The organism is Shewanella sp. DW31 (assembly GCF_015767295.1).
In the GTDB taxonomy this organism is placed as follows: domain Bacteria; phylum Pseudomonadota; class Gammaproteobacteria; order Enterobacterales; family Shewanellaceae; genus Shewanella; species Shewanella oncorhynchi.
Genome location: NZ_JADWMP020000019.1, coordinates 25695 through 50852 on the forward strand (window position 1 = coordinate 25695; position 25158 = coordinate 50852).

Genomic DNA, 25158 nt, shown 5'->3' on the forward strand with positions numbered 1-25158 from the left:
TAGATATTGTGTTGGCTCAGTGCCAGAATGGCTGTCCATTTTGCGGTTTCTACTGGACTCCTCCGTGAACCTTAGCCATAACGCCCCTCAGGCAAATAATCATGCTCAGCTTGGGCTCCTATTCATCTCAGTTGCGGTTTTATTTTGGGGCATGTTACCTATAGCATTAAAGCTCTCGGCGGCCTTTATCGATCCCGTGACTCTTACTTGGTTTCGTTTTCTGGTCGCGCTTTTAGTCAGTATAGTGATCCAATGGAGCGCAGGTAGTCTTAAGCAATTTGCAGCACTTGATGCCAAAGTTTGGTTAAGGTTAGTGCTTGCTGGCATCTTCTTGATGCTCAATTATGTGTCTTTTGTTTACTCACTCGATTACCTCGCACCGGGCGCCGCCCAACTGAATTTCCAGACTTCGCCCTTTTTCCTCGCGTTTGGTGGTGTGTTGTTTTTTAAGGAACGGCTTAATGCAGTGCAACTCAGCTGTTTTGCAACCTTAGCTTTAGGTATGTTGATGTTTTTCCATCCTAATTTAAATTTTTCTGGGGCTAATAATCATCAGGTTTGGATTGGGGTGATGATCATCCAGTTCTCAGCACTGTCGTGGACTAGCTATGCCTTATTGCAAAAATCCTTACTGAATCGTTTGTCGCCCGCGAACGTGCTCTTAGTGATCTATGGCTTAGGTATTTTCGTAATGGCTCCCTTTAGCGACTTTAGTCAGTTTGTTAGTATGGACAGCTTCGATTGGCAGATAGTACTGTTTTGCGCCGCCAATACCTTGATCGCCTATGGCTGTTTTGGCCAGTCGATGAAGTATTGGCCGACGGCGCAGGTCAGTGCCATGTTGGCCCTAACGCCAGTATTTAGCTTTAGTGCCACGGCGTTAGTGGTGAGTCTTGGCTGGTGGCCAGAAGTATTCCGCGCTGATGAATTAGATGGTTTATCTCTGCTGGGGATTGGCGTGATTATTGTGTCTGTGATGGTGGTGCAATTGCTGCCTATGTACCGTAATCGTCAGGCGAAGCGTTTGCAGGCTGTCTAACGCATACATTTTATCCATGGGAAAGGCCAGTGATCACTAGACTCAGCGAGTTAAAACTTCAGGATATCCGTGGTGTCATCTTCGATCTCGACGGCACCTTAGCACATTCTAATCCCGATTTTGCTGGGTTGCGGCGTGAATTGGGGATTCATTCTGGTACGGATATCTTGGCCCATGTCGAGAGTCTGAGTACGGATGAAGCACGGGCTAAGGCGTTAGACATTGTCCATGAGTACGAGAGACAAAGTTCACTCAAGGCCAGTTGGATCGATGGCGCGAGGGAGCTTATCGAATGCCTACGGGCCAAGTCACTGCCCTTGGCTATTTTGACTCGCAATATGCCAGAAGCGGCGCAAATCACTATCGATAAACTCGGCATAGATATCGCACTGGTATTAACGCGCTACGATGCGCAGCCTAAGCCGCATCCCGAAGGTATTCATCTTATTTGCCAGCAGTGGCAACTCGCGCCCGCAGATATCTTGTATGTGGGCGATTATCTGTTTGATCTGCAAACTGCGCGCAATGCGGGTAGTCACTGCGCCCTCTATTGCCCTGAAGACGTGCCCGACTATGCCCAAGCGGCTGATTTACTGGTCTCTTGCTACCACAGCCTGATTAAAGCATGGCCTAAATAATTTATGCCTATGCGGTTAACCTGTTTAGCCGCATATATCTCAATTAACTCCTGTGACTACTTAGGTAATTGCTTACAAAGGTCATCAAATAGTGCAAAACTTTCCGTTAGCACCGTTTGTAATTGATCTTCGTTATAGCACCATGGCTGATGTTGTGTACGCCAGTCGTTATCCCAGTCAATTTCTTCATTTCGCGCTAACCGCTCTGCAACGGCAATCTGTTGATAGGAGCCGCCACCGATGCGCTTATCTTCACGCCACAAGTTAAAGTTAAAAACTACCCACTGCTGCATCTCCATCATAAGCGTCATATGCGGGTAGGCGAACTTTTTCGCATTTAGCTTGTAATATCCCCCCTCACTTTTGTAAAAGCGGATCGGGTAAGGGAACTGGGCAACCAATGCTTGTCTGCGTTCCGACGGCACCTTAGGATTAAAATCGCCAGGAAGTTTAGGAAAGCGCGCCAACATGGAGGCGTAGCGTTCGGCAAAATTGACCTCGCGGGCAATGGTAATCACGGATTGTGACACTTTGTTTAGAATAAAATCGCGTTCTTCATTGTCTAACATATCGTTACTCATCTTGACTGTTTATGGTGTTATTACCGCAGCAGTTAAAAACTAATATCAAATATTTCAATTGATTAAAAATATTCGGTCAATATCAAAATCGCTTTTGTCGCTACGGCCTAGCTAAGAGTCAAAAGATATTTAGCGGTTACTTTGTGTATCCAGCTTATCTTGTTTAAGCCCAAGCCGAATACTGTCGAGTAATGCCACTAACCAGCAGAGCAAAAAGCCATAGAGCAGCTCATTGGCATTGGCAATTGTGGTCTGGGTTTGTTGGGTGATTTCGGCAGAAATCACGCCGATATCAAGCGGTAAGGTGCCGTTTTGAATATCTAAGGCGATGACTTGCGCCACTTGATAGATTTGCATGAGCAACAGCACAAGACTCACGACCGCTAAGCTAAAAAATACCAGTGCCGAGCGTTTATGTTTTAGGTAAAAATGGCCGCTGCCGGGGGCGACAAAGGCGGATAACAGGCCGGCGTTAAAGGCTTTTTTCATCGAAATACACTAGGTGCGTTGCTAAAGACTAAGTCGACACTAATAGACATGTTGGCTTAACTGCAAGTTAATTTGCCATTGCGACTAACATTCCAATAAAGCCCGCAAACAGAGTGCAACCGACAAGTACCATGATTAATAATGTTTTATCTTTGTGGCATGACTTAGCGAGTTCAGGCAGTGCCGAGGTAAATGGGGAAGTGATCAGTGCTAAAAAATCCATTTTATATCCTTAAGCTAGGCGTTCTTGCACTGACTATATCAGCTTGAAATATCAACTGGCCAGTGTGCTTTGAGCTAGTGCGATGTTAAGCCAACAAAAAAGGAGCCTAGGCTCCTTTTTTAGTCTCTAGCTTAAGCTAGATTAGTCTTCACGTGGTTTACGTGGCTTACGCTCACCGGCAGGTTTGTCTGCACGTGGTTTGCGGTCAGCAAATGGCTTGTCACCAGTAGACGCAGCGCGAGGCTTACGATCACCCGCTGGGCGGTCACCTGTTGGACGATCGCCACGTGGTTTACGGTCACCAGCAGGACGGTCTGAACGAGCACTGCGGCCTGAATCAACAAATACTTGATCACCAGCTTCGCGGATGTTCAATGGCTTGCCACAAACACGTACTTTACGTAGGTGCTGTAACACGTCTTTTGGCATACCGTCTGGCAGGTCAACAGTGGTCACTGCATCATAAAGTTGGATTGCGCCAATGTAACGGCTGTCGATGTTAGCTTCGTTCGCAATAGCGCCAACGATGTTACCCACACCTACACCATTCTCACGACCTACGTCGATCACGTAACGGCACATTTTCAAATCTGGGTTGTCTTTCAACGCTTCAGCTGAGCCTAAGCTGGCTGGCATTGGACGCGGTTCGCGACTTCTGCGTTCACCACGCTCACCACCACGGTCATTACGATCACTTCCGCGGTCGCTACGTTCAGTGCGCTCACTGCGTTCATCACGAACACGTTCTTGAATGGCTGGCAATTGCAAAGGACGTTCTTGCTGAACTTGCTGTAATAATGCAGCGGCTAGCAGATCTGTATCGACTTCTAACTGTTGGCATAATTGAGCAACAGCTTCTTTCATGAAATCTAAATCGCCGTTGATTGTTTCAGCCAATTGCTCACCTAAGCGAGACAGACGACGTTCTGCAACTGTCTCTGGGCTTGGGATTTTCATTGGTGAAATACGGCTGTTCGTTGAACGTTCGATAGTGCGCAGCATGCGCATTTCACGGCTAGTCACAAACAGGATCGCCATACCAGTACGGCCAGCACGGCCTGTACGGCCAATACGGTGTACATAAGCTTCGGCATCATACGGAATATCGTAGTTCACAACGTGACCGATACGCTCAACGTCAAGGCCACGGGCCGCAACGTCAGTCGCGATCAGAATGTCTAACTTACCACGTTTCAGTTGGTCAACTGCACGCTCACGGGCTTGCTGGTTCATGTCACCGTGTAGTGGTGATGAAGCATAACCGCGGGCTTCTAACTTTTCAGCTAACTCAACACATGAGTTACGAGTACGGACGAATATGATCACACCTTCAGTGTTTTCAACTTCTAATACACGTACTAAGGCTTCAAGTTTGTTGTGTTGTGATACTTGTACGAAACGCTGTTCGATTGACTCAACCGTAGTTTGGCTTGATTCGATACGAACATGTACAGGATTACGTAAGTGCTGGTTAGCAACACGCTTAATTTGCTCTGGCATAGTGGCAGAGAATAGCGCCAGTTGGCGTTCGCTTGGCGTGTGCTCAAGGATCCATTCGATATCATCGATGAAGCCCATTTTTAACATTTCATCGGCTTCATCGAGCACTAAGGCTTGTAATGAGTCGAGTTTCAAGGTGCCGCGACGCATATGGTCCATAACACGACCTGGCGTACCAACGATAACTTGTGGGCCGCGTTTCAGGGCATTCAACTGTTGTTGCATGCTTTGGCCGCCATAAATTGGAAGAACGTGGAAATTCTTCATAAATTTGGCATAGCTACTGAACGCTTCAGCAACCTGCACGGCTAATTCACGTGTTGGTGCTAATACTAAAATTTGCGGTGTCGTTTGGCTGGTAACTTTGTTTAATAGTGGTAACGCGAAGGCGCCAGTTTTACCTGTACCTGTTTGCGCTTGACCTAAAATATCTTTGCCAGCCATAAGTGGATCGATACTGGCTGATTGGATTGGCGTTGGTTTTTCATAACCTAGCTCGTCAAGAGCACGCAACAAATTCTCGGATAGGCCGAGTTCACGGAAAGTTCTTTCATCGGATGACATTGGGTTGTAGCCTTGTGGATGCGCGCGCGAAATGGCGCTAAAGTTTCACAGACAGAAAATCAACCCCGTGTCGATTTCCCGCGAACGACGGATTATAGCAGCATGGCGGCCACTTTACCAATCAGAGTCACGCTATTTAACCTGTTTTCTGCATTTTTTTCGCTAAAACTGAGCAAGAAACGCGCCACTTCCCATTAATTCTTTAAATATTCAACATTTAATTGAAGTAACTCGAATGCTGACTCTGTCACTGCCGCAAGAAAAGTGATGTCGATTGTCGCGACGGTATCCTCTGGTGTGTGATATTGGGGATGGGTCGGCACACCAAAATACAGCCAAGGGATATTCGCTTTGTGGAAGGGGTAATGATCCGACGCCCGCAGCCAATCGGTACTTTGTATGCTTCGACCAACGGGTTTAGGGTGCGTGAGTTTAATGCAAAGTCGGTTCTGTTGATTCAGTAGGGGTTTAAATTGATTGAACTGAGTGAAGTTTCGACTGCCTTCGAGGTAAATCGCATAGGGCCTGCCGGGGTGACTCACCATATCTAAATTCAACATCAGCTCAAAAGTCGCTTCTGGCAGGTGGGTCTTGAGTTGCTCTACCAAGGCGATACTGCCATAGAGCCCAGGTTCTTCGGCATCGGTTGCTACAAACATCAGGTTTACCTTAGGCAAGGTATTGGGTTGTAGGGCAAATTGCTGTTGCCAATGTTTGGCAATAGCGAGCATAGCGGCGACGCCCGAGGCATTATCATCGGCGCCGTGGTAAATCTTGCTGCCGCTCATGCCTAAGTGATCATAGTGGGCGACGATAATGCGCCATCGATTCGTCGGTTCTGCCGCCATCACGGTGGCTACCACGTTGGCGCCAGTTTCTTGGGTGAAGAAGGTTTGATATTCAAAGGGCACGATAAAGTCCGCTCCCCAAGGCTGTAAACCTAGCCCCTGAAATTGCTGCTTTATATAGTCACGACTTTTTGCCGCACCTTGGGTTTGGGTTTTGCGGCCTTCAAATTCATCCGAACTTAATACTGTGACTGTCGCTTGTAACTCTGTGGGCTCGGCCCAAGTGAGTTTTAGCTCAGTGCGTGCACAGGTCTCGGCTGAGTTAGCGCAACCAGTGAGGGTCGTTGCAACAACGCAGGCCAGTGCTAATAAGCCAAGTCTTTGGGATTGATGTCTTATAAGGTGCGTGATCTTGAACTTGGCGAGCAGCTGACCGATGCGATTGTGGTTGAATAGAGTCGATGCGCTTAGGTTTATGTCACTGAGGTTTATGTCGCTTAGGTTTTTACTTAAAAGTGATTGATATTGCCTCGGTAACATAAGGTGAGTCACTGGGGACTGAGTGCTATCACGCATGGACATTCCTTATCGCTAAAGCCTTCGCCAGAAGATGAATATCATCTTTGCCTAAATCCGATTCTAATTCAATGAGATCTATATGTATGCGATAGCTTAAGCATATTGGATTGCTGAGCGAAAAAAAGCGCAGTGCTTAGGGCGACTGCGCTTTTATTATTCAGACCAACGGCGGCGTGAGCCGAATGTTAAGCCTTAGCTTTATTGGCCTTTGCCAGCTCGATATCCCGTTTTAGCAGTGGCTTTAAGAAGCGTGCCGTGTGGGAGGTTGGATGCTCGGCGACTTCTTCCGGCGTGCCTGTGGCTAAAATCATACCACCACCACCGCCACCTTCTGGGCCTAAGTCGATAATCCAGTCCGCTGTTTTGATTACATCCAGATTATGCTCAATCACCACAATCGTGTTGCCGTGAGATTTGAGACGATGCAATACATCGAGCAGTAATTGGATATCGGCAAAGTGTAAGCCCGTGGTCGGTTCATCCAAGATATACAAGGTTTGGCCCGTGTCACGCTTAGACAGCTCTTTGGCAAGTTTCACCCTTTGGGCTTCACCGCCCGAAAGTGTGGTCGCACTTTGGCCGAGACGCACATAGGACAAACCCACATCCATCAAGGTTTGTAGCTTACGGGCAATGGCAGGTACGGCATCGAAGAAAGTGCGCGCATCTTCCACTGTCATCTGCAGTACTTCGTGAATATTCTTGCCTTTATAGCGTACTTCTAAGGTTTCGCGGTTGTAGCGCTTACCTTTACAAGAATCACAGGGCACATACACATCGGGTAGGAAGTGCATTTCTACCTTGATCAAGCCATCGCCTTGGCAGGCCTCGCAGCGTCCACCTTTTACGTTAAAGGAGAAACGGCCGACTTGATAACCGCGAGTACGTGACTCTTGGGTTCCGGCAAAAATCTCGCGAATTGGGGTGAAGATGCCCGTATAAGTGGCAGGGTTAGAGCGCGGTGTGCGGCCAATTGGGCTTTGGTCGATATCGACCACTTTGTCGCACAGTTCCATCCCTTCGATACGATCATAAGGTGATGGCTCATCCACCGTCGCCCCGTTGAGCATTCTATGGGCGATTTTGAAGAAAGTATCGTTGATTAAGGTCGATTTACCCGAACCCGATACGCCCGTCACACAAGTGAAGAGGCCAATGGGAATGGTTAAATCCACATTACGCAAGTTGTTGCCGCGTGCGCCAAACAATTGAATGACTTGGTTTTTGTCGAAGGGAATGCGCGGCGTATCGATATGAATGCTGCGCTTACCAGAAATATATTGTCCGGTAACTGACTCTTCACAGGCGATGATCTTCTCAATCGGACCGTCGCAAATGACTTCGCCGCCGTGTACACCTGCGCCTGGGCCGATATCGATCACGTGATCCGCCATACGGATCGCATCTTCGTCATGCTCAACCACAATCACAGTGTTGCCCAAATCCCGCAGGTGGATAAGCGTCTGCAGCAGACGCTCGTTATCCCTTTGATGCAGGCCGATTGAAGGTTCGTCGAGCACATACATCACGCCGACGAGCCCTGCACCGATTTGGCTGGCGAGTCGAATACGTTGGGCTTCACCGCCCGAGAGGGTTTCTGCCGAGCGCGATAGGCTCAAATAATTGAGACCCACGTTGACGAGGAAGCCTAAGCGATCGCGGATTTCCTTTAAAATCTTCTCGGCAATCTGCGCCTTTTGGCCGCTAAATTCGACTTTCTCGAAGTAGTCCAAGGCTTCGCCAATCGACCAAGTGGTGAGTTGTGGCAGATTGATATCACCTAAAAACACGTTACGTGCTTCTTCGCGTAAGCGCGAACCACCACAGCTTTGACAAGCTTGGGTATTGATAAACTTGGCTAATTCGTCACGTACCGAGTTACTTTCGGTTTCGCGATAGCGCCTGTCCATGTTGTTTAGAATGCCTTCGAAGGGGTGATTACGCACCACCACATCACCGCGGTCATTAATGTATTTAAAGGCAATACTTTCTTTACCTGAGCCGTAAAGTACGATTTTGCGGACTTTTTCGCTAAGCTGCTCGTAGGGCACTTCGACATCGAACTTATAGTGTTCGGCGAGTGAGCTAAGCATTTGGAAATAGTAGAAGTTGCGTCTATCCCAGCCGCGAATCGCACCGCCCGCCAGTGAAAGTTCGGTATTGGTGATCACGCGCTCAGGATCGAAAAATTGTTGTACCCCTAAACCATCACAGGTTTGGCACGCGCCGGCTGGATTGTTAAAGGAGAAGATCCTTGGTTCTAATTCCGCCATCGAATAACCGCAATGCGGGCAGGCGAAGTTGGCCGAAAAGATCAGTTCTTCGCCTTTGGATTTACCAGTACCCGTGTCGTCTTCCATGCTGGCAACGGTCGCGATGCCGCCAGAGAGTTCCAGCGCGGTTTCAAAGGATTCCGCTAAGCGTTGCTTGATATCGTCACGCACTTTAAAACGGTCGACGACCACTTCAATCGTGTGTTTAACGTGTAAATCTAAGGTTGGCGGATCGGTTAAGTCACACACTTCACCGTCGATACGTGCACGGATATAACCCTGTGCCGATAGACCTTCGAGCAATTTAACGTGTTCACCCTTACGAGCGTTGACCACAGGTGCGAGCAGCATCAAGCGGCTGTCTTGGGGCATTTCCAACACTTTATCGACCATCTGGCTGACGGTTTGTGCCGCTAAGGGTTGATTGTGTGTCGGACAACGCGGCTCACCCACGCGGGCAAACATCAAGCGCAGGTAATCGTAAATTTCGGTAATCGTGCCCACGGTCGAACGTGGGTTATGGGAGGTGGATTTTTGCTCTATGGATATCGCCGGGCTTAAGCCTTCGATATGGTCCACATCGGGCTTTTCCATTAAACTTAAAAATTGGCGAGCATAGGCAGATAGGGACTCGACATAACGTCGCTGGCCCTCGGCATATAAAGTATCGAAAGCGAGGGAGGATTTGCCAGATCCCGATAAGCCCGTGATGACAATCAGTTTATCCCTTGGGATAGTCAGGTTGATATTCTTGAGATTGTGGGTGCGTGCGCCGCGTATTTCAATCTTATCCATCTATCGCTCTAATGCCATATGCTTAAAAAAATGAGCACAAGTATCGCACAGTTCCGCCGCTGAGTTTAGTTGATTCTGTGATCTGCACCAATCCTAGGGCTGGCACTGGCTTTAAGTCGGCCTGCTTTGCGGGATGTTGTGGATGGAATGGATTAACTAAGATTAATACTGTTGTTGCGCACTGACTCACAGGACAATTGTGAACACTATGTTAGACTCATTCCCCTGTGCCTGAGCGTTAAAAATAAAGATGTTAACTCAGACACAGTCAATATAGGTCCGTGATAAACGGGATAAAAGCTAAGTGTATAGTCAGTGGTTTAGGCCACTATTTCCTTTTGAGCAAATCCTTTTGGGTGTGGTAACATGCGCCCCTTAAAAGACTTCAATCCAGGGCAAAATCATGGGTAACAACGGACTTTCGGGTACTGAGAAAAAAGTCGCGTTTTCTTTAGCCAGTGTATTTGGTTTGCGCATGATGGGCTTGTTTATGATCATGCCCGTCTTTGCACTTTATGGTCAGCATCTCGAAGGCTTTTCGCCTCTGTGGGTGGGTATTGCTATCGGCGCTTATGGCCTGACTCAAGCCGTGCTGCAAATCCCTATGGGGATTTTATCTGACAAATATGGTCGCAAGCCGATTATTCTTGGTGGCTTAGTGTTGTTTGCTATTGGCAGTGTTATCGCTGCTAATGCAGATACGATTTATGGCGTTGTCTTTGGTCGAGCTGTACAGGGTATGGGCGCGATTGCCGCTGCCGTGCTGGCGCTTGCCGCGGATTTAACCCGCGACGAGCAGCGCACTAAGGTGATGGCGATTATTGGTATGTGTATCGGGTTATCTTTTGCCCTGTCTTTGCTAATGGGACCTATCGTTGCGCAACATCTTGGGTTGACTGGGTTGTTTTGGTTAACGGCGGTATTGGCTATTGTCGGTATGCTGTTGATCCAGTTTTTAGTGCCTAATCCCATCACTCAGGCACCCAAAGGAGACACTTTAGCAACGCCCGCTAAGCTCAAACGTATGTTCCTCGAGCCGCAATTATTTAGGCTTAACGCTGGGATTTTTATCCTGCATTTAGTGCTCACCGCAGTATTTGTGGCATTACCGCTGGATCTGGTGGATGCGGGTCTAGTGAAAGAAAAACATTGGATGCTGTATTTCCCCGCTTTTGTGGGCGCATTTATTTTGATGGTGCCGTTAATCATCATAGGGGTTAAGCGCAAAAATACTAAGGCGATGTTCCAAATTGCCCTCGTGATAATGATAGTGGCATTGCTGGCGATGGCCGCATTTGCGAGCAATCTTTGGGTATTGAGTTTTGCCGTGGTGCTCTTTTTTACTGGGTTTAACTATTTAGAAGCCTCACTGCCAAGTTTGATTGCCAAATTTTGCCCCGTCGGCGAAAAAGGTTCGGCTATGGGCGTGTATTCAACTAGCCAGTTTTTAGGGGCTTTTTGTGGTGGTATGCTCGGTGGCGGTGCTTTCCAGCTCGTGGGCGCAGTCGGGGTATTTGTTGTTGCCGTGATCTTAATGTCTATTTGGTTATTCCTGACATTAGGCATGCAAAATCCTGTGTTGTTAAAGAGTTACACCTTAGAAGCTGAAGTGAAAGACAAGGCGCAAGCGCGCGATATGGCAACCCAGTTATCCCAATTAATGGGCGTTGTTGAAGCCATAGTCGTGCTGGACGAGAAAGTGGCTTATCTCAAGGTAGACGAGCATTTCGATTTAAGAGAAGCACGAGCTGTGTTAGGCTCTGCTCAATAATATCTGGTCTGCCGTGTGGTATTTGGGGAAGCTGATTTTCCTCTATGGCAATAAAGATAAACAACATACTGAATTAATAGATTATTTAAAGAATCGCAGGAGATTTCAATGGCCAGTCGTGGTGTTAACAAGGTAATTTTGGTTGGCAATTTGGGACAAGATCCAGAAGTGCGTTATATGCCAAACGGTAATGCAGTCGCAAACATCACAGTAGCGACTAGCGAATCGTGGAAAGACCAACAGGGTCAACAGCAAGAGCGTACTGAATGGCACCGTGTGGTTCTGTTCGGCAAATTAGCTGAAATTACCGGTGAATACCTGCGTAAAGGTTCACAGGTTTACCTTGAAGGTAAACTGCAAACTCGTAAGTGGAAAGACCAAAGTGGTCAAGACCGCTACAGCACTGAAGTGGTTATCGACCAAAGCGGTAGCATGCAAATGCTAGGTAGCCGTGGTCAAGGTGGACAAGCACAAGGCGCGCCAATGGGCGGCATGCCACAAAACGCAGGTTATCAATCTGCACCACAACAAGCCGCGCCTGCGCAAAATCAATATGCGCCAGCGCCTCAAGCTGCACCTGCTTACCAAGCGCCAGCTCAGCAACAATATGCTCCGCCAGCTCCTGCCCAGCAGCAAGGTTATGGTCAGCCACAGGCTCAACAACCACAACAAGGTGGTTATGCGCCTAAGCAACAAGCCGCGCCAGCGCCAGCTTATCAAGCGCCTGCAGCACCAGCACAGCGTCCAGCGCCACAACCACAGCAAAACTTCACTCCAGATTTGGATGATGGCTGGGATGACGATATTCCGTTCTAATTTGGAACGTATCGAAGCATAAAGACGGTATCGTCTTAAATAAGCAAAGCCACGCGAGTCGTGGCTTTGTTGTTTCTTGTTTTTAAGTTTTTGCCGTGAAGCGTGGGTTAGGTTGTTCAACCCTTTACCTCGCTTGTTCACATGATGATACGCTTGAGATAAAACTTAGAACGTATAATCGAAGTTATAACGCATGCCTAGCATGATCTGGTCATTGGTTTCGCGGTATTCAAAATCTGTTTTTTGATATTCGATGAAGGTGCTGAATTTCGGTGTTTTATGCCATTCCAGCGTAGTGTTATAGGCATTGTATTTCGCGGAGGTGATGTCATTGTCGCCATCGTCATATTTGGACACGCCTAGCTTGATTTTATAGCTGTCAGTGATGGGATAGCTTGCAACTACATCCAGTGTTGAACCATCCAATGTGGTGCCATCGACGCTGTCTTTTTCAATGTTTTGGTAGGCTGCGGCGAGGAACAGAGAATTGAAATTTTTTGCTAGTGTTACACCGAATGTATTTTCATCCTTGTTGTCCTCTAACTCTTTATTATAAAAAGCTGCGGCAATGTAGATGAAGTCGGTTTTATAACGGATGCCCGTGTTAACGAAGTCACTGCCACCACTGCCTTTATTGCCGTCGAATTGCGCATCGGCCGAAAATAACAGGTCGCCAAACTCTTTACGATAGGTCACGAGATTATTGAGCCTGAATGGGCTCGCACTGTCATAGGCCAGAGGCGTTCCTGAGCGGTTAAAGATATCAACGGGATCGGAAATCATTTCCTGCGTGACGGCTTGTTTACCTATGGCAACGCTACCAAAAAATCCCTTTAATCCGACATAGGCTTTACGTGCATCGCCAAAGTCGCCGTCATCTTTGATATCGACCTTAAATTCCCCCTTCGCAAACCCGACTAAGCCATTGCCAAGCTGGTGTTCTGCGGCAAAGCCAATTCGCGAGTTCGCATCGCCTACATCCCACACATCGTCCGAGTTAGTGTGGGTCAGGCCGAAGGTTGGGCGTAAAGAACCATAAAAATTAAACTGGGTATCCGATGGCACTGATGGCTCATTTTCTTGCGCTTCGAGCATGGCGAGTCTCTGCTGAATTTGTTGTAATTCAGTGCGTAATTCGTCATTGGTTTCTGCTGTATTATTGGCTTGAACGGCAAAAATAGGTGTGGCAAAGCTCAGCACAAGTATGGCTGATGTAAGTTTAGACGGTTTCATTTATGTTTCCTTACATAACAACTACTCGCGTTACGCTAATGGATTTTGTTGCCGATTGAGCTGTATCGCTAGTAGTAAGGAGCTGCACTTGTGATAGTGCTGGGGAGGCGCCTAACTAAGAAAATTAGGCTTCGTAACTCAGCAGCTGACAGATAAAACCTGTCAGCTGGTTTTGGAAAGATGCAATCCTATCCATCCCGCCAAAACAGCGGGATGTTAGAGGGAGGATTAGAGTATGGTCGCGGCCATTTTGCGGCGCAGGTAAGCGATTTGCTGCATGTGCGGCAAATCTTTGGGGCAGTTATCTTGGCAGCCGAGTAGCGTCATACAGCCGAAGACGCCATCTTGATTGCCAATCACATGGTAGAAATCATCCGCGCTGCGGCTGTCTCTGCTATCCATTTCGAAGCGGGCAATTTTCATCATGCCAACCGCGCCGACAAAGGTGTCACGCATTTGTTTGGTGGCGCAGGCCGACACGCAAACGCCACATTCGACGCAGCGTTCTAGCTCATAGATCCGTGCGGCTTCTTCGGGTGCCATTGGATTTTCGAGCCGATGAATGTCCTGATCATCGGGTCTAGGGTGCAGCCACAGTTTTAAGCGTTCGGCTAATTCACGCATAAATTTACCCGTGTTCACCGATAAGTCGCCAATCAGCTCGAAGCCAGGTAGCGGCATAAGGGTGATTTCACCATTGGGATAATTTGCCGTTAACGTGCGACAGGCAAGCGTGGGAAAACCATTGATCACCATGGCGCAACTGCCACAGATGCCCGCGCGGCAGACAAAGTCGAACTGCAGTGAAGGGTCTTGTAGCTCACGTAGTTGATTTAAAGCGATAAACACTGTCATGCCCGGTGTTTCAGTCAACTGATAACGTTCCATCTTTGGCTTGTCTTGGCCATCTTGCGGATCGTAGCGAAAGATATTAAAGCTGATTTGGCGGCTCATAGTGGTTTATTCCCTACCGGTTGGGCTGGAGTGATCGCTAAGGTATCGCTGAGGCGTCCATTGGGAGCCTGCAGATGACTTGGCAGCTCGTATGGCATTAGGGCTCGCTGCAGTGTGTTTCTATCGGGATCGTCACCTAAGCTCGCGAGCACTTGATTGATTTCTTGTACGCGTTTTTCGGTATCTGGATGGGCGATAGTATTGTCGTTACCGTAGCCCCGGTATCCCGGTGGTAGCTCCATTTTCATCACATCTAGCGCTTCATAACGCAGTACTGGTTCAAGTGATTCGGCATCTGGCCAAGTCGCCAGCGTGCGGTTGAGCCAATCTTTATCATTGCGTTGTGGGTAATCTTCCCGTGAATGGGCGCCGCGGCTTTCAGTGCGAGCCTCTGCGCCACAGGCGACGGTTAGGGCCACTTTCAACATGCGGGTGACGCGTAGCGCTTCGACTAACTCAGGATTGGAGTGACGTTTTTTACATTTAAGGCCAAGATTTTTTGCCCGTAGCAGTAAGTCTTTCAAGCCTTTGATGGCTTTATCTAACTCGGGTCCATTACGGAAGATCCCGACGTAGTTCATCATGATGCGTTGCATTTCTTTCTTTATTTGGAAGGGGTTTTCTGTGCCGTTGCCTTCGACCAGTCCATCGATTTCTTGCTGCAATTTATCGATGAATTTTTGAGTCAGCGCAGTATCAATTTCTAAGTCGTTATTCTCACAAAAATCAGCGACATATTTGCCGATGATCATGCCGCCGACTACAGTTTCCGCTACCGAATTACCACCTAAACGGTTAAAGCCATGCATGTCCCAACAGGCCGCTTCTCCGACACTGAACAGTCCTTTGAGTTGTGGACTCTCGCCAGTGGCATTGGTGCGCACGCCGCCCATGGAGTAATGCTGGGTTGGCCTGACGGGGATCCAATCTTTACAAGGATCGATACCGAGGAAGTAATCACAAATCTCTTTCACTTCGCGCAGGTTGGTTTCGATATGCTCACGGCCCAGCTGCGTAATATCCAGCCACAGATGCGGGCCGTAAGGGCTTTCGACACCATTACCTTTACGCATGTGCTCTGTCATGCGACGGGAAACCACATCGCGGGAAGCGAGTTCTTTTTTCTCTGGCTCGTAATCTGGCATAAAGCGATGGCCGTCTTTATCGCGCAGAATACCGCCATCACCACGACAACCTTCAGTGGTAAGGATCCCCGCGGGCACTATGGCGGTAGGGTGAAACTGCACCGCTTCCATATTGCCTAAGGTGGCGACACCAGTATCGAGTGCTAACGCTTGGCCTATGCCTTCGCAGATGGTGGCATTGGTCGATATTTCATAAATCTTGCCATAACCGCCAGTGGCGATGGTGGTGGATTTGGCCACATAAGCGCGCAATTCACCTGTGACTAAACAGCGGGCAATGACTCCATGGCAACGCTTACCGTCATGGATCAGCGACAGTGCTTCAATTCGTTCGTGTACTGGAATGCCCATGGAGATAGCTTGGTTATCGACCGCGTACAGCAAAGAGTGGCCAGTGCCATCGGCGGTGTAACAGGTACGCCATTTTTTAGTGCCACCAAAATCGCGGGCATTGATCAGGCCGTGAGCTTCTTCAGCCTCATTGAGCGTTACCCTTTGCGCGTTCATGATGACTTCACGTGGGCCGGCGGATATTCTCGACCAAGGTACTCCCCAGTTGGTGAGTTCGCGGATCGCTTTTGGTGCAACGTGGGCAAACATGCGTGCGACGTCTTGATCGCAGCCCCAGTCAGAACCTTTTACTGTGTCTTGAAAGTGAATGTCTTCGTTATCGCCCATGCCTTTAACGGTATTGCCTAGGCTGGCTTGCATTCCGCCCTGTGCGGCGGCCGAATGTGAACGTTTTGCGGGAATTAACGATAGCACTAAGGTATCTAGGCCTCGCTCTTTGGTGGCAATCGCGACTCTAAGGCCTGCCAATCCTGCGCCAATGACTAATGAGTCTGTATAAATGATTTTCAAATCAGATCCTTATCTAATAATTTAGATAACATTTCATGGATTTATCATTGCGCTCCTCGGGCATAGATGCGCTGCAACTATGTATCAGAGGAGGATCCGTATGTTGTTTGTCTTGCTATATAGGCTAGGTGCGCCGATAGCGTCATGCCCATTACTGAGGAATAAACGGTTGTACTGGCAAAACTAATTCGATACCAATATTGATATAGGTCACTAGGCTTAATGTGCCTAAACACAATAAATAGACGATCAATACTTGCGCTATAGTGCGGATAAGTGGACGGTTACTACTCACACCCCACTTTAATATCACTCGGTATAAACCAACGATGCCGTGGAATAACACGATAGGTAAAAACACCACGTATAAGAGCCAAGCGTTATCGTGGTAAACCCGTTCGGCCGAAAGGTGAGGGCCAATATCAGGGTTTAAAATCATAGTGGCAAGATGGGCTGACACTAAGAAAAACAGTAAGAAACCGGTGATCATCTGCCAGAACCATGCTTGGGTATCTCTATGCTTGATAGTCGACATGAAGCCACGCATCGCTCGCCATTGGCCTAATTGCACAGGGAAACGACGTAGTGCAGTTGCGGCATGTATTGCAACAATCACGAGCATAATGACTGAAATGATCTGGGTCACTATGGGGAAGCCATGACCCGTCGAGCTAAACATACTGCCTTCTAAGAATTGCACCATGTGAAAGAAGGTTTCTTTACCAAATAAAATGCTCGCCTCGAAATGCATATGAAATAAGAGAAAAATACCTAATATAAGCCCTGTCACACTTTGTAAGCAGTCTGCTTTAGCCGACCAAGCTTGGCCAAATGGTCCGCCGTTAATGGCGGTAGGAACACGCGTTTTTGCTGACATTAATTCACCTCTTACTCGATTTGTTATGGCGTGAATGTACCTGCATCACGCCAAAACAAAGTCTATAGATACAGATTAAAAGAAGAGGGTTAATCCATTTGTAGGCATTAGCCCTGAGAGCACTTAGGGTAAAATTGAGCTACAGCATCATGCCGCCAAACAGAAAGGCCAATGCCACACTGGTGGCAATCGTCACAACGCCAGGGACCAGGAACGGATGGTTAAATACCGCCTTACCAATCCGTGTCGAGCCAGTATCATCCATCTCGACCGCAGCCAGTAGCGTGGGGTAAGTCGGTAATACAAACAGCGCGCTGACGGCGGCGAAAGAGGCAACGGCAGTTAATGGACTTACGCCAATAGCTAAGGCTGCGGGCATCAGCGCTTTTGTTGTCGCGCCTTGGGAGTAGAGCAGCATGGAGGCAAAGAATAAGGTTACCGATAATAACCAAGGCTGACTTTGCAGTAAGGTGCCAGCTAAATCTTTGATTTCCTCAATATGATTCGACACTAAGGTATCGCCTAACCAAGCCACACCTAACACACAAACACAGGCTGACATGCCTGACTTGAAGGTGGCCGCATTAGAGATTTCGCTTGCGTCTAACTTACAGAAAATCGTAATAGCGGCAGCTGCCGTAAGCATCAGCACCATAATGGCGGCGTCGCGTGGCAATACAGGGTCAACAATCAAACCGACTTTGTCAGATATCGCAGTGGCATAGGCCATGACAGCCGCAATCGCCAGCAAGAAAATCATCACAGATCGTTTCGCGCCAGCTTTAATTTTGATCTCAGTTTTACCGCGTGTTTTGACTAAACCTTTGGCTAAGCGTTCTTGATAGACAGGATCATCGGCCAGTTCTTTACCCATTAAGTTGGCAACAACGGCTCCGACCATGCAGGCGAGGAAAGTTGAGGGAATACAAACGGCTAACAGTACTAAATAATCTACGCCAAACGGCTCTAAGATGCCTGAGAAGAACACGACAGCCGCTGAAATCGGTGAGGCGGTAATGGCGACTTGAGATGCGACAACGGCAATAGATAAGGGGCGAGAGGGGCGAATGCCTTGCTCTTTTGCGACTTCGGCAATAACAGGTAAGGTGGAGAATGCTGTGTGGCCTGTACCCGCAAAGAGTGTCATGAAATAGGTGACGACAGGGGCCAGAAAGGTGATTTGTTTGGGATGCTTACGTAATAATTTTTCTGCCAGTGAGACTAAATAATCCATCCCTCCAGACACTTGCATGGCCGCAATCGCGGTGATAACTGACATAATGATGAGGATCACGTCAATCGGGATATTGCCCGGTTTGAGTCCCATCCCCGCGGTCAGTATCAGTACCCCGACACCGCCAGCGAAGCCGACTCCCATGCTACCCATCCTTGCACCAAGGTAAATAGCCCCGAGGACGATAATTATCTCTAATATAATCATAGTGTTAACTCTATTTTATTTTTAATTTCAATAGCCTGCGCATATTCACTCTGCGCATGCTTATTCTTGAATCATCGAGTTGTGGGCTGGGGAAGGCTCCCCAGCCCCACTGAGTTACACTTTGGCTTTGCTAGTATTGCGTTTAGCCTGATATTTAGGATTCATCAGGTTTTCAACTGAGAGAATGTCATCGAGTTCTTCAACCGTTAACAAACCGCGTTCGAGTACCACTTCACGGACATTTTTACCCGTTTGGGCGCAAATCTTGCCTATGATGTCACCTTCATGGTGGCCGATGATTGGGTTAAGGTAGGTCACGATCCCGATAGAGTTCATCACATGGGCCATGCAGATCTCTGGATTGGCTGTGATACCTTCAACGCATTTTTCACGCAGGGAGATACAGGCATTACCCATCAAACTGAGCGACTCAAACATCGCCTGCCCAATAACAGGTTCCATTACGTTAAGCTGTAATTGGCCTGCTTCGGCGGCCATAGTGATAGTGATATCGTTGCCGACAATCTTAAAGGAAACCTGATTGACGACCTCAGGGATCACAGGGTTAACCTTGGCTGGCATGATGGAGGAACCCGCTTGCAGCTCAGGAAGATTAATCTCCTTCAGACCTGTACGTGGACCTGATGAAAGTAAGCGTAGGTCGTTACAAATCTTGGACATTTTAATCGCCATACGCTTAATTGCACTGTGCAGCATAACGTAGGCACCACAATCGGATGTCGCTTCGATTAAATCTTCCGCTGGCACATAGGCGCGGCCAGTAATGTCTGCCAGATACTTAATGGCTAATGCAGAATAACCGACAGGCGTATTGAGCCCTGTACCAATGGCGGTTGCGCCTAAGTTCACTTCTAACAACAGCTCTTGGCAACGCTTGATGGACTTAATTTCTTCTCGCAATGTAACAGCAAAGGCATGAAACTCTTGGCCTAAGGTCATAGGCACGGCATCTTGCAATTGAGTGCGGCCCATTTTTAAGATGGTTTTAAACTCTGTGGCTTTAGTGTCGAAAGCGCTGATAAGGTCGGTTAATGCATCTAACAGAATATCGGTACTGTTGATGACCGCAATACGGAAACCTGTTGGATAGGCATCGTTGGTCGATTGGCATTTATTAACATGGTCATTAGGGTTGATGACATCGTAACGGCCTTTTTCTAGCCCCATGATTTCCAGTGCAACGTTGGCTAATACCTCATTGGTATTCATGTTGACTGAAGTGCCTGCGCCTCCTTGATAAACATCGACCGGAAATTGATCAACAAATCGACCCGTTGTAAGTATCAGATCGCACGCTTCAATAATTTTGTCAGCGATTTCAGGACTTACAGCGCCTAATTCACTGTTAGCCATGGCAGCGGCTTTTTTTGTTAGCATCATGCCACGGACTAATTCAGGTACATCGGAAATTTTTTGATTACTCAGCTTAAAGTTTTCGATGGCACGCAATGTATGTATGCCATAATAAAATTCATTGGAAACTTCTTTCGTGCCCAATAAATCTTCTTCGATCCGTACGCTATTAGTATCTTTCATTTCGATCCTATTAAATCCAATTAATAGTAAGATATATCTCCGAGTATTGAGTTGTGGATGTGTACAATAAGTATACGTAACACATCAAGAATAACTCATCGAAAACATGAAGGAGAATCGTCTCCTTGACTATCGAAGTAGATCTTAACGCTTTGGCAATAACAGGATTAGGATGGTGATCACTTAACTGTTTGAAATAGTGTATTTCTTTTGTTTCTTAGATAAGTCTCTCAACTCGGATCACTAGTGTGAGCCATTACTTTTTGATGCAAATTAGCTATAGATTTGTTATTCGTTAACCAATCGGCGACATATTTATTCAAGTATTTTTAAATTTAAATAAACCATACGATATTTAATTGTCACCGCGTCAATAGCGAATAATCATTGATTAGTTAAATCTACTCAATAATAAATGCATGGTGTTTTCCTTAAAGTTTAAATAATCAATTAGATAACGCTAAATCTGTTATTTCATTTTAGTGAGAGCTATCACAGTGAGGCTTAGACAATAGTGCACACTGTGGGCGTTTATTATTAATCAAAGGATGTAAGCATGAATTTTCCAATGCGTAAGCTTTTGCTCTCGGTCACTTTAGGGTTATTTCTCTCCTCCGCGGCGCAGGCGCTTCCACAGGTACGTATTATTGCCACGGGCGGCACTATTGCGGGAGTCGGACAATCGGCTACTGAGTCTAACTATCAGGCTGGTGAAGTGGGCATTAGTAGCTTAATTGCGGCCGTGCCTGAAATGAAACAACTTGCCGATATTCAAGGTGAGCAACTGGTTAAAATCGGTTCGCAGGATATGAACGATAAAGTTTGGCTAGCCTTAGCCAAGCGCATCAATTTGCTATTGGCTGATAAAGATGTCGACGGTATCGTCATTACCCATGGTACTGATACCTTAGAGGAAACGGCGTATTTTTTAAATCTCACCATCAAGAGCGATAAGCCTGTAGTACTGGTTGGGGCAATGCGTCCATCAACTGCCATGAGTGCCGATGGCCCGATGAATCTGTATAACGCAGTCGCGACCGCCGCTAACCTCGAATCTAAAGGTCGAGGCGTGTTAGTGGTGATGAACGATACCGTATTGAATGCCCGCGATGTGACTAAGACTAACACTACAGGTGTACACACTTTTGCCGCGCCTAACTTTGGCCCGCTTGGCGTTATCCATAACAGCAAGATTGAATACATGGGCAAAACTGAGCGTCAACATACAAGGCAAACGCCTTTTGATGTTAGCAAACTCGACAAGCTGCCACAGGTAGGGATTGTCTACAACTACGCTAATGCCAGCGATTTACCTGTCAAAGCTATGGTTGAAGCGGGTTTTGATGGCATAGTCAGCGCCGGTGTAGGTAATGGTAATATTTACCACTCAATATTTGACACCTTAGCTAAGGCGAGTCAAAAAGGCACCTTAGTCGTTCGCTCTAGTCGAGTGCCCACAGGCGCAACCACGCTTGATGCCGAGATAGACGATGCTAAATATGGCTTTATCGCCGCAGGTAATCTTAACCCGCAAAAAGCCCGCATTTTACTGATGCTGTCGTTAACACAAAGCAAAGATCCACAACAGATCCAACGTTGGTTTCAACAGTTTTAAGAATCAGCTGCGTGATAAAACAAAAGCCCTGCGAATATTTGTAGGGCTTTTGCATTTTGCATTAATGGCTTACCTGTGAAGTGGTTTTTTCACGAGGCCATGAGCCGAAATATCTAAACAGTGTTGTGATTTTTAAAGCCAAAATTGTGAGGGTTCAACTCAGATTTTCAATCAAGATATTGCTCTGTAATTAGATTTAAGAAAGGGCTTGGCTAATTAAGCACTCAATATCTCACTAATATATGCATACCATTCCACAGTAACCATTAAATCCACAGCTGTTTCAGCTTCCTTCCTCGCTCATTATTTTTCGGCATATTCTGACTATATATCAAGGCGATAAACTATTTTTAGTACGGCATAAGGTATTGATTTTGTGACTTAAAGTGCTTTAGGTACTATAGTGAAAGCTTATTTTATCTGAAACATAGGTGAGCGCTTCCTAGGTTTCTTGTTTGATTTTGGGGGAAAAGTGCGAATTTTAATGAACAATTTCAAGGTAATTAGTTTTGTGCGTCAGTGGTTACTGCTGGCGCTTTTGAGTATGGTTTTGCCACTGCAGGCGAGTGAAGATCCGCTGTGGATGGGAACGACAGGCTTGCCTATGAGTGAGCGGGTCCATACCGGTGAACTTGCCAATGGTATGCGTTATTTATTGGTGAGCAATAAGACGCCGGAGCAAGCGGTCATAGTGCGGATGCGAGTGGATGTAGGCTCTTTGGTTGAGTCTGATACCGAGCAAGGATTAGTGCACTTTCTTGAGCATATGGCCTTTAATGGATCGACCGGATTGGCGGCGGGGGAGATGATGCCGACATTGCAGCGCCTTGGCCTGAGTTTTGGCGCCGATACCAATGCAGTGACTGAGTTTCAGCAGACGGTCTATCAATTCAACTTGCCAAGTAATAGCCAAGATAAAATCGATACTGCTTTGTTTTTAATGAGAGAAATTGGCAGTAATCTATTACTCGACCCAGCGCTAATTGAACGTGAAAAAGCGGTAGTGTTGTCTGAGCTACGTGAACGTAGCGGTGCGGATCTTGAGAATTACCGTAACCAATTACAGTTTTTAATGCCAAACACATTGCTGTCAAAGCGCTTCCCTGTGGGTGAGGCGAACAGTATCAGTAATGCCAATCGTGAGGCGTTGCTGTCTTTATATCAGCGTTTTTATACGCCCTCACGCACCACTTTAATTGTGGTGGGTGATATCGAGGTGGCCGCGGTAGAACAAAAGATAAAACAACAGTTTGCCAGTTGGAAAGCCGCGCCTTTGGCCGCTAAAACCAAGGAACAAGCTATTGGTACTGTCGCAGAGCGCCAAAGTGTCGATGCGGCGGCATTTTTTGATCAAAGTCTGTCAACGTCAGTTTCCCTTGGCATGCTAAAACCCATCTCAGCGATTACCGATAACCCTGCTGTGCGGGAGCAGGAAATGTTGCTCGAGCTTGCCCACGGCATCTTGTATCGCCGTATGGAGTCGCAATTACTGCATAGCCAAGGTTTATATGGTGTAAACCTGCAGGTTGGGCCGCAGTTTGATATTGCCTATGGCACACAAATGAGCCTAGGTACGCAGGAAAATAACTGGCAAGAGGGAATCGCACTCTTGGAGAAAACCCTGCGTCAAGCAAAAGAGTTTGGTTTTAGCCAGCAGGAAATTGACCAGCAAATCAAACGTATGCATAAGGGATATCAGCTAAGTGTCGCGGGGAGCAGTACTATTCACAGTGTGAATATTGCCGAGAGTCTAGTGTATTCGGTGGCGGGCAATCGCGTCCCTGTCGAACCTGATTGGCAGCTCGCATTTTTTGAAAAAATAATGCCAACAGTGACACCGCAAAAGCTAAGCCAAGTGTTTAATCAAACATGGAACGCCACGCCGTATTTGTATCTGACCAGCAATAAGCCCATTGAAAATGCTGAAAAACAGCTTATCGCCAGCTACGAGAAAAGCCGTAAACAAGCGGTGAGCGCACCAGCAATCAAGGCGATTGATGAGTTTGCTTATACTCAGTTTGGCGAGCAAGGCAAGTTAGTGGCCGACAGTCGCGATAAGGAAACGGGGATTCGCCAACTGCAATTTGCCAATGGCGTGCGCCTTAATCTTAAGCCTACCAACTTTAATAAAGGCACCACATTGGTCAGCCTAAACATTGGCTTTGGTGAAGTGCCATTCCCTGAGTTGGATGGTTTGTCTTATCTGTTTAACAGTGCGTTTGTGCAGGGGGGACTCAAGGCCCATGATTATGACAGTCTGCAGGATATTTTTGCTGGGCAAGATATTTCCATCAACTTAGGCCTGCGTGAGCAAAGTTTTGGCGGCGAGATTAGCACTAATGCCGCAGAGCTTCGCACGCAGCTTGGCTTAATGACGGCTTATTTAATTGAGCCAGGTATGGATAAGCAGGCTGAGCAATTGTTTCGTGAACAAGTGATTGCCGAGCAACAAAGTATTCATAGCAACCCACAATCTGAGTTTTCTAATCAGTTTGCCCGTATCTCCCATAATGGTGATAAACGTTATGGTTATGGTGAGCCTGAAGAAATTCTCAAACGTCACTTTGGAGAATTAGCGCCGAGTTTCCATTCGGCCGTCGAGCAAGGGGCGATTGAACTCGCTATTGTGGGCGATTTTGACGAAGCGAGTGCCATTGCTGCTGTGACTGAAACACTTGGCGCCATTAAGCGCAGCCCTATTGCTAATGCTCAGTCGATAGTACCTGTGTTTCCGAAAGTGCCCGTTCAGAAAACATTAACGCATTATGGTCAACTGGATATGGCGGCACTTGCCATGGTGTGGCCTACAACGGACATGACTCACTTGAGTCAACACGCGGGATTGGGTCTGCTGGAGCAAGTGCTAAGCATTCTATTAACGGAAAACGTGAGGGAGAAGGCGGGCGCGAGTTATTCGCCATCGGCCTTTTCTTATAACGATTTCAATGCCAGCGGTTATGGTTACTTAGGTTTGTTTAGCGTGACGACTCAAGCCATGTTGCCAACGGTTGCCGAGTATTTCACCGCCGCAGTTAAGCAAGTTAAAGCGCCTTCGGGGATCAGTGAGGACTTATTTAATCGAGCCCGCCAACCTGTACTTGAGTGGATGCAAGCTGCGCCGCAAACCAATGGTTTTTGGTTAGATCTCACCTCAACTGCCCAGAGTCATCCTGGTCGTTTTGCTGCCTTTAAACAAAGGCAAGCGTTAGCGCAGCAGATGACAGTTGCAGAACTTAATAAATTGGCGCAGCAATATCTGCAAGATGATAGCCGTTTAATGATCCAAGTCCTTCCTGCACCGCCAGAACCTCAGCAATGAGTATTGGGCTCATAGAATAGTAGACTGATCATTCACCGACATATCCCCTGTGGTCGTAAACCGCTGGGGATATTTTTCTACCCCTTTCCTCCTCTATCTT

18 protein-coding genes are annotated in these 25158 nt (G+C 47.3%); 6 read left to right on the forward strand and 12 right to left on the reverse strand.

What is annotated here, in order from left to right:
- Positions 1-64 precede the first annotated feature (64 nt).
- Positions 65-1039 (forward strand): DMT family transporter, encoded by a 975-nt coding sequence (locus GWI56_RS15535; RefSeq protein ID WP_198573409.1) that lies wholly within the window; start codon positions 65-67, stop codon positions 1037-1039.
- 29 nt (positions 1040-1068) lie between these two features.
- A complete protein-coding gene (locus GWI56_RS15540; RefSeq protein WP_198573410.1) occupies positions 1069-1677 on the forward strand; it encodes an HAD family hydrolase in 609 nt (202 codons plus the stop codon).
- 56 nt (positions 1678-1733) lie between these two features.
- Here GWI56_RS15540 and GWI56_RS15545 read toward each other — a convergent pair whose 3' ends face one another.
- The 6 genes from GWI56_RS15545 to uvrA all read right to left on the reverse strand — a co-directional run bounded on the left by GWI56_RS15545 (position 1734) and on the right by uvrA (position 9469).
- A complete protein-coding gene (locus GWI56_RS15545) occupies positions 1734-2258 on the reverse strand; it encodes a hypothetical protein (protein WP_242068421.1) in 525 nt (174 codons plus the stop codon).
- Positions 2259-2387: 129 nt separating this feature from the next.
- Positions 2388-2747, reverse strand: a complete 360-nt coding sequence (locus tag GWI56_RS15550) for a hypothetical protein (RefSeq protein WP_198573411.1) — start codon at positions 2745-2747, stop codon at positions 2388-2390.
- 67 nt (positions 2748-2814) lie between these two features.
- Complete coding sequence (locus tag GWI56_RS15555; RefSeq protein WP_168825603.1) at positions 2815-2970, reverse strand: hypothetical protein; 156 nt, start codon at positions 2968-2970, stop codon at positions 2815-2817.
- A 141-nt stretch (positions 2971-3111) separates the two neighbouring features.
- Complete coding sequence (locus GWI56_RS15560) at positions 3112-5034, reverse strand: DEAD/DEAH box helicase (RefSeq protein ID WP_011847889.1); 1923 nt, start codon at positions 5032-5034, stop codon at positions 3112-3114.
- Between the two features lie 194 nt (positions 5035-5228).
- A complete protein-coding gene (locus GWI56_RS15565) occupies positions 5229-6398 on the reverse strand; it encodes a M28 family peptidase (RefSeq protein WP_198573412.1) in 1170 nt (389 codons plus the stop codon).
- 188 nt (positions 6399-6586) lie between these two features.
- Positions 6587-9469, reverse strand: coding sequence for an excinuclease ABC subunit UvrA (gene uvrA / locus GWI56_RS15570; RefSeq protein WP_198573413.1), 2883 nt, complete (start codon positions 9467-9469; stop codon positions 6587-6589).
- Between the two features lie 403 nt (positions 9470-9872).
- On the opposite strand from uvrA, the gene GWI56_RS15575 reads away from it, so the two are divergent.
- Positions 9873-11240 (forward strand): MFS transporter, encoded by a 1368-nt coding sequence (locus tag GWI56_RS15575; RefSeq protein ID WP_168825599.1) that lies wholly within the window; start codon positions 9873-9875, stop codon positions 11238-11240.
- Between the two features lie 108 nt (positions 11241-11348).
- Positions 11349-12056 carry a single-stranded DNA-binding protein gene (gene ssb, locus GWI56_RS15580; protein WP_168825597.1) on the forward strand — a complete coding sequence of 236 codons (708 nt, stop codon included), beginning with the start codon at positions 11349-11351 and terminating at the stop codon, positions 12054-12056.
- Between the two features lie 165 nt (positions 12057-12221).
- On the opposite strand, the gene GWI56_RS15585 is transcribed toward ssb, so the two are convergent.
- From GWI56_RS15585 to aspA, 6 genes are all read right to left on the reverse strand, one after another.
- The gene (locus GWI56_RS15585) at positions 12222-13289 is read right to left on the reverse strand and encodes a porin (RefSeq protein ID WP_168825595.1); all 1068 of its coding nucleotides are present in this window, start codon (positions 13287-13289) and stop codon (positions 12222-12224) included.
- 228 nt (positions 13290-13517) lie between these two features.
- Positions 13518-14243, reverse strand: coding sequence for a fumarate reductase iron-sulfur subunit (locus tag GWI56_RS15590; RefSeq protein WP_105251338.1), 726 nt, complete (start codon positions 14241-14243; stop codon positions 13518-13520).
- Positions 14240-16249, reverse strand: coding sequence for a fumarate reductase flavoprotein subunit (locus tag GWI56_RS15595; protein ID WP_198573414.1), 2010 nt, complete (start codon positions 16247-16249; stop codon positions 14240-14242). Before GWI56_RS15595 ends, GWI56_RS15590 begins: the two co-directional genes overlap by 4 nt.
- 151 nt (positions 16250-16400) lie before the next feature.
- On the reverse strand, positions 16401-17126 hold the full coding sequence (locus tag GWI56_RS15600; RefSeq protein ID WP_105251340.1) for a fumarate reductase cytochrome b subunit: 726 nt from the start codon (positions 17124-17126) through the stop codon (positions 16401-16403).
- A 139-nt stretch (positions 17127-17265) separates the two neighbouring features.
- The gene (locus GWI56_RS15605) at positions 17266-18567 is read right to left on the reverse strand and encodes an anaerobic C4-dicarboxylate transporter (RefSeq protein WP_105251341.1); all 1302 of its coding nucleotides are present in this window, start codon (positions 18565-18567) and stop codon (positions 17266-17268) included.
- 114 nt (positions 18568-18681) lie between these two features.
- Positions 18682-20124, reverse strand: a complete 1443-nt coding sequence (gene aspA, locus GWI56_RS15610) for an aspartate ammonia-lyase (protein ID WP_198573415.1) — start codon at positions 20122-20124, stop codon at positions 18682-18684.
- A gap of 556 nt (positions 20125-20680) precedes the next feature.
- On the opposite strand from aspA, the gene ansB reads away from it, so the two are divergent.
- Both ansB and GWI56_RS15620 read left to right on the forward strand, forming a co-directional pair.
- Positions 20681-21739, forward strand: a complete 1059-nt coding sequence (gene ansB / locus GWI56_RS15615; RefSeq protein WP_113940026.1) for an L-asparaginase 2 — start codon at positions 20681-20683, stop codon at positions 21737-21739.
- Between the two features lie 484 nt (positions 21740-22223).
- Positions 22224-25058: a M16 family metallopeptidase gene (locus tag GWI56_RS15620; RefSeq protein ID WP_206766118.1), complete on the forward strand. Its 2835-nt coding sequence runs from the start codon at positions 22224-22226 to the stop codon at positions 25056-25058.
- Positions 25059-25158: the final 100 nt, after the last annotated feature.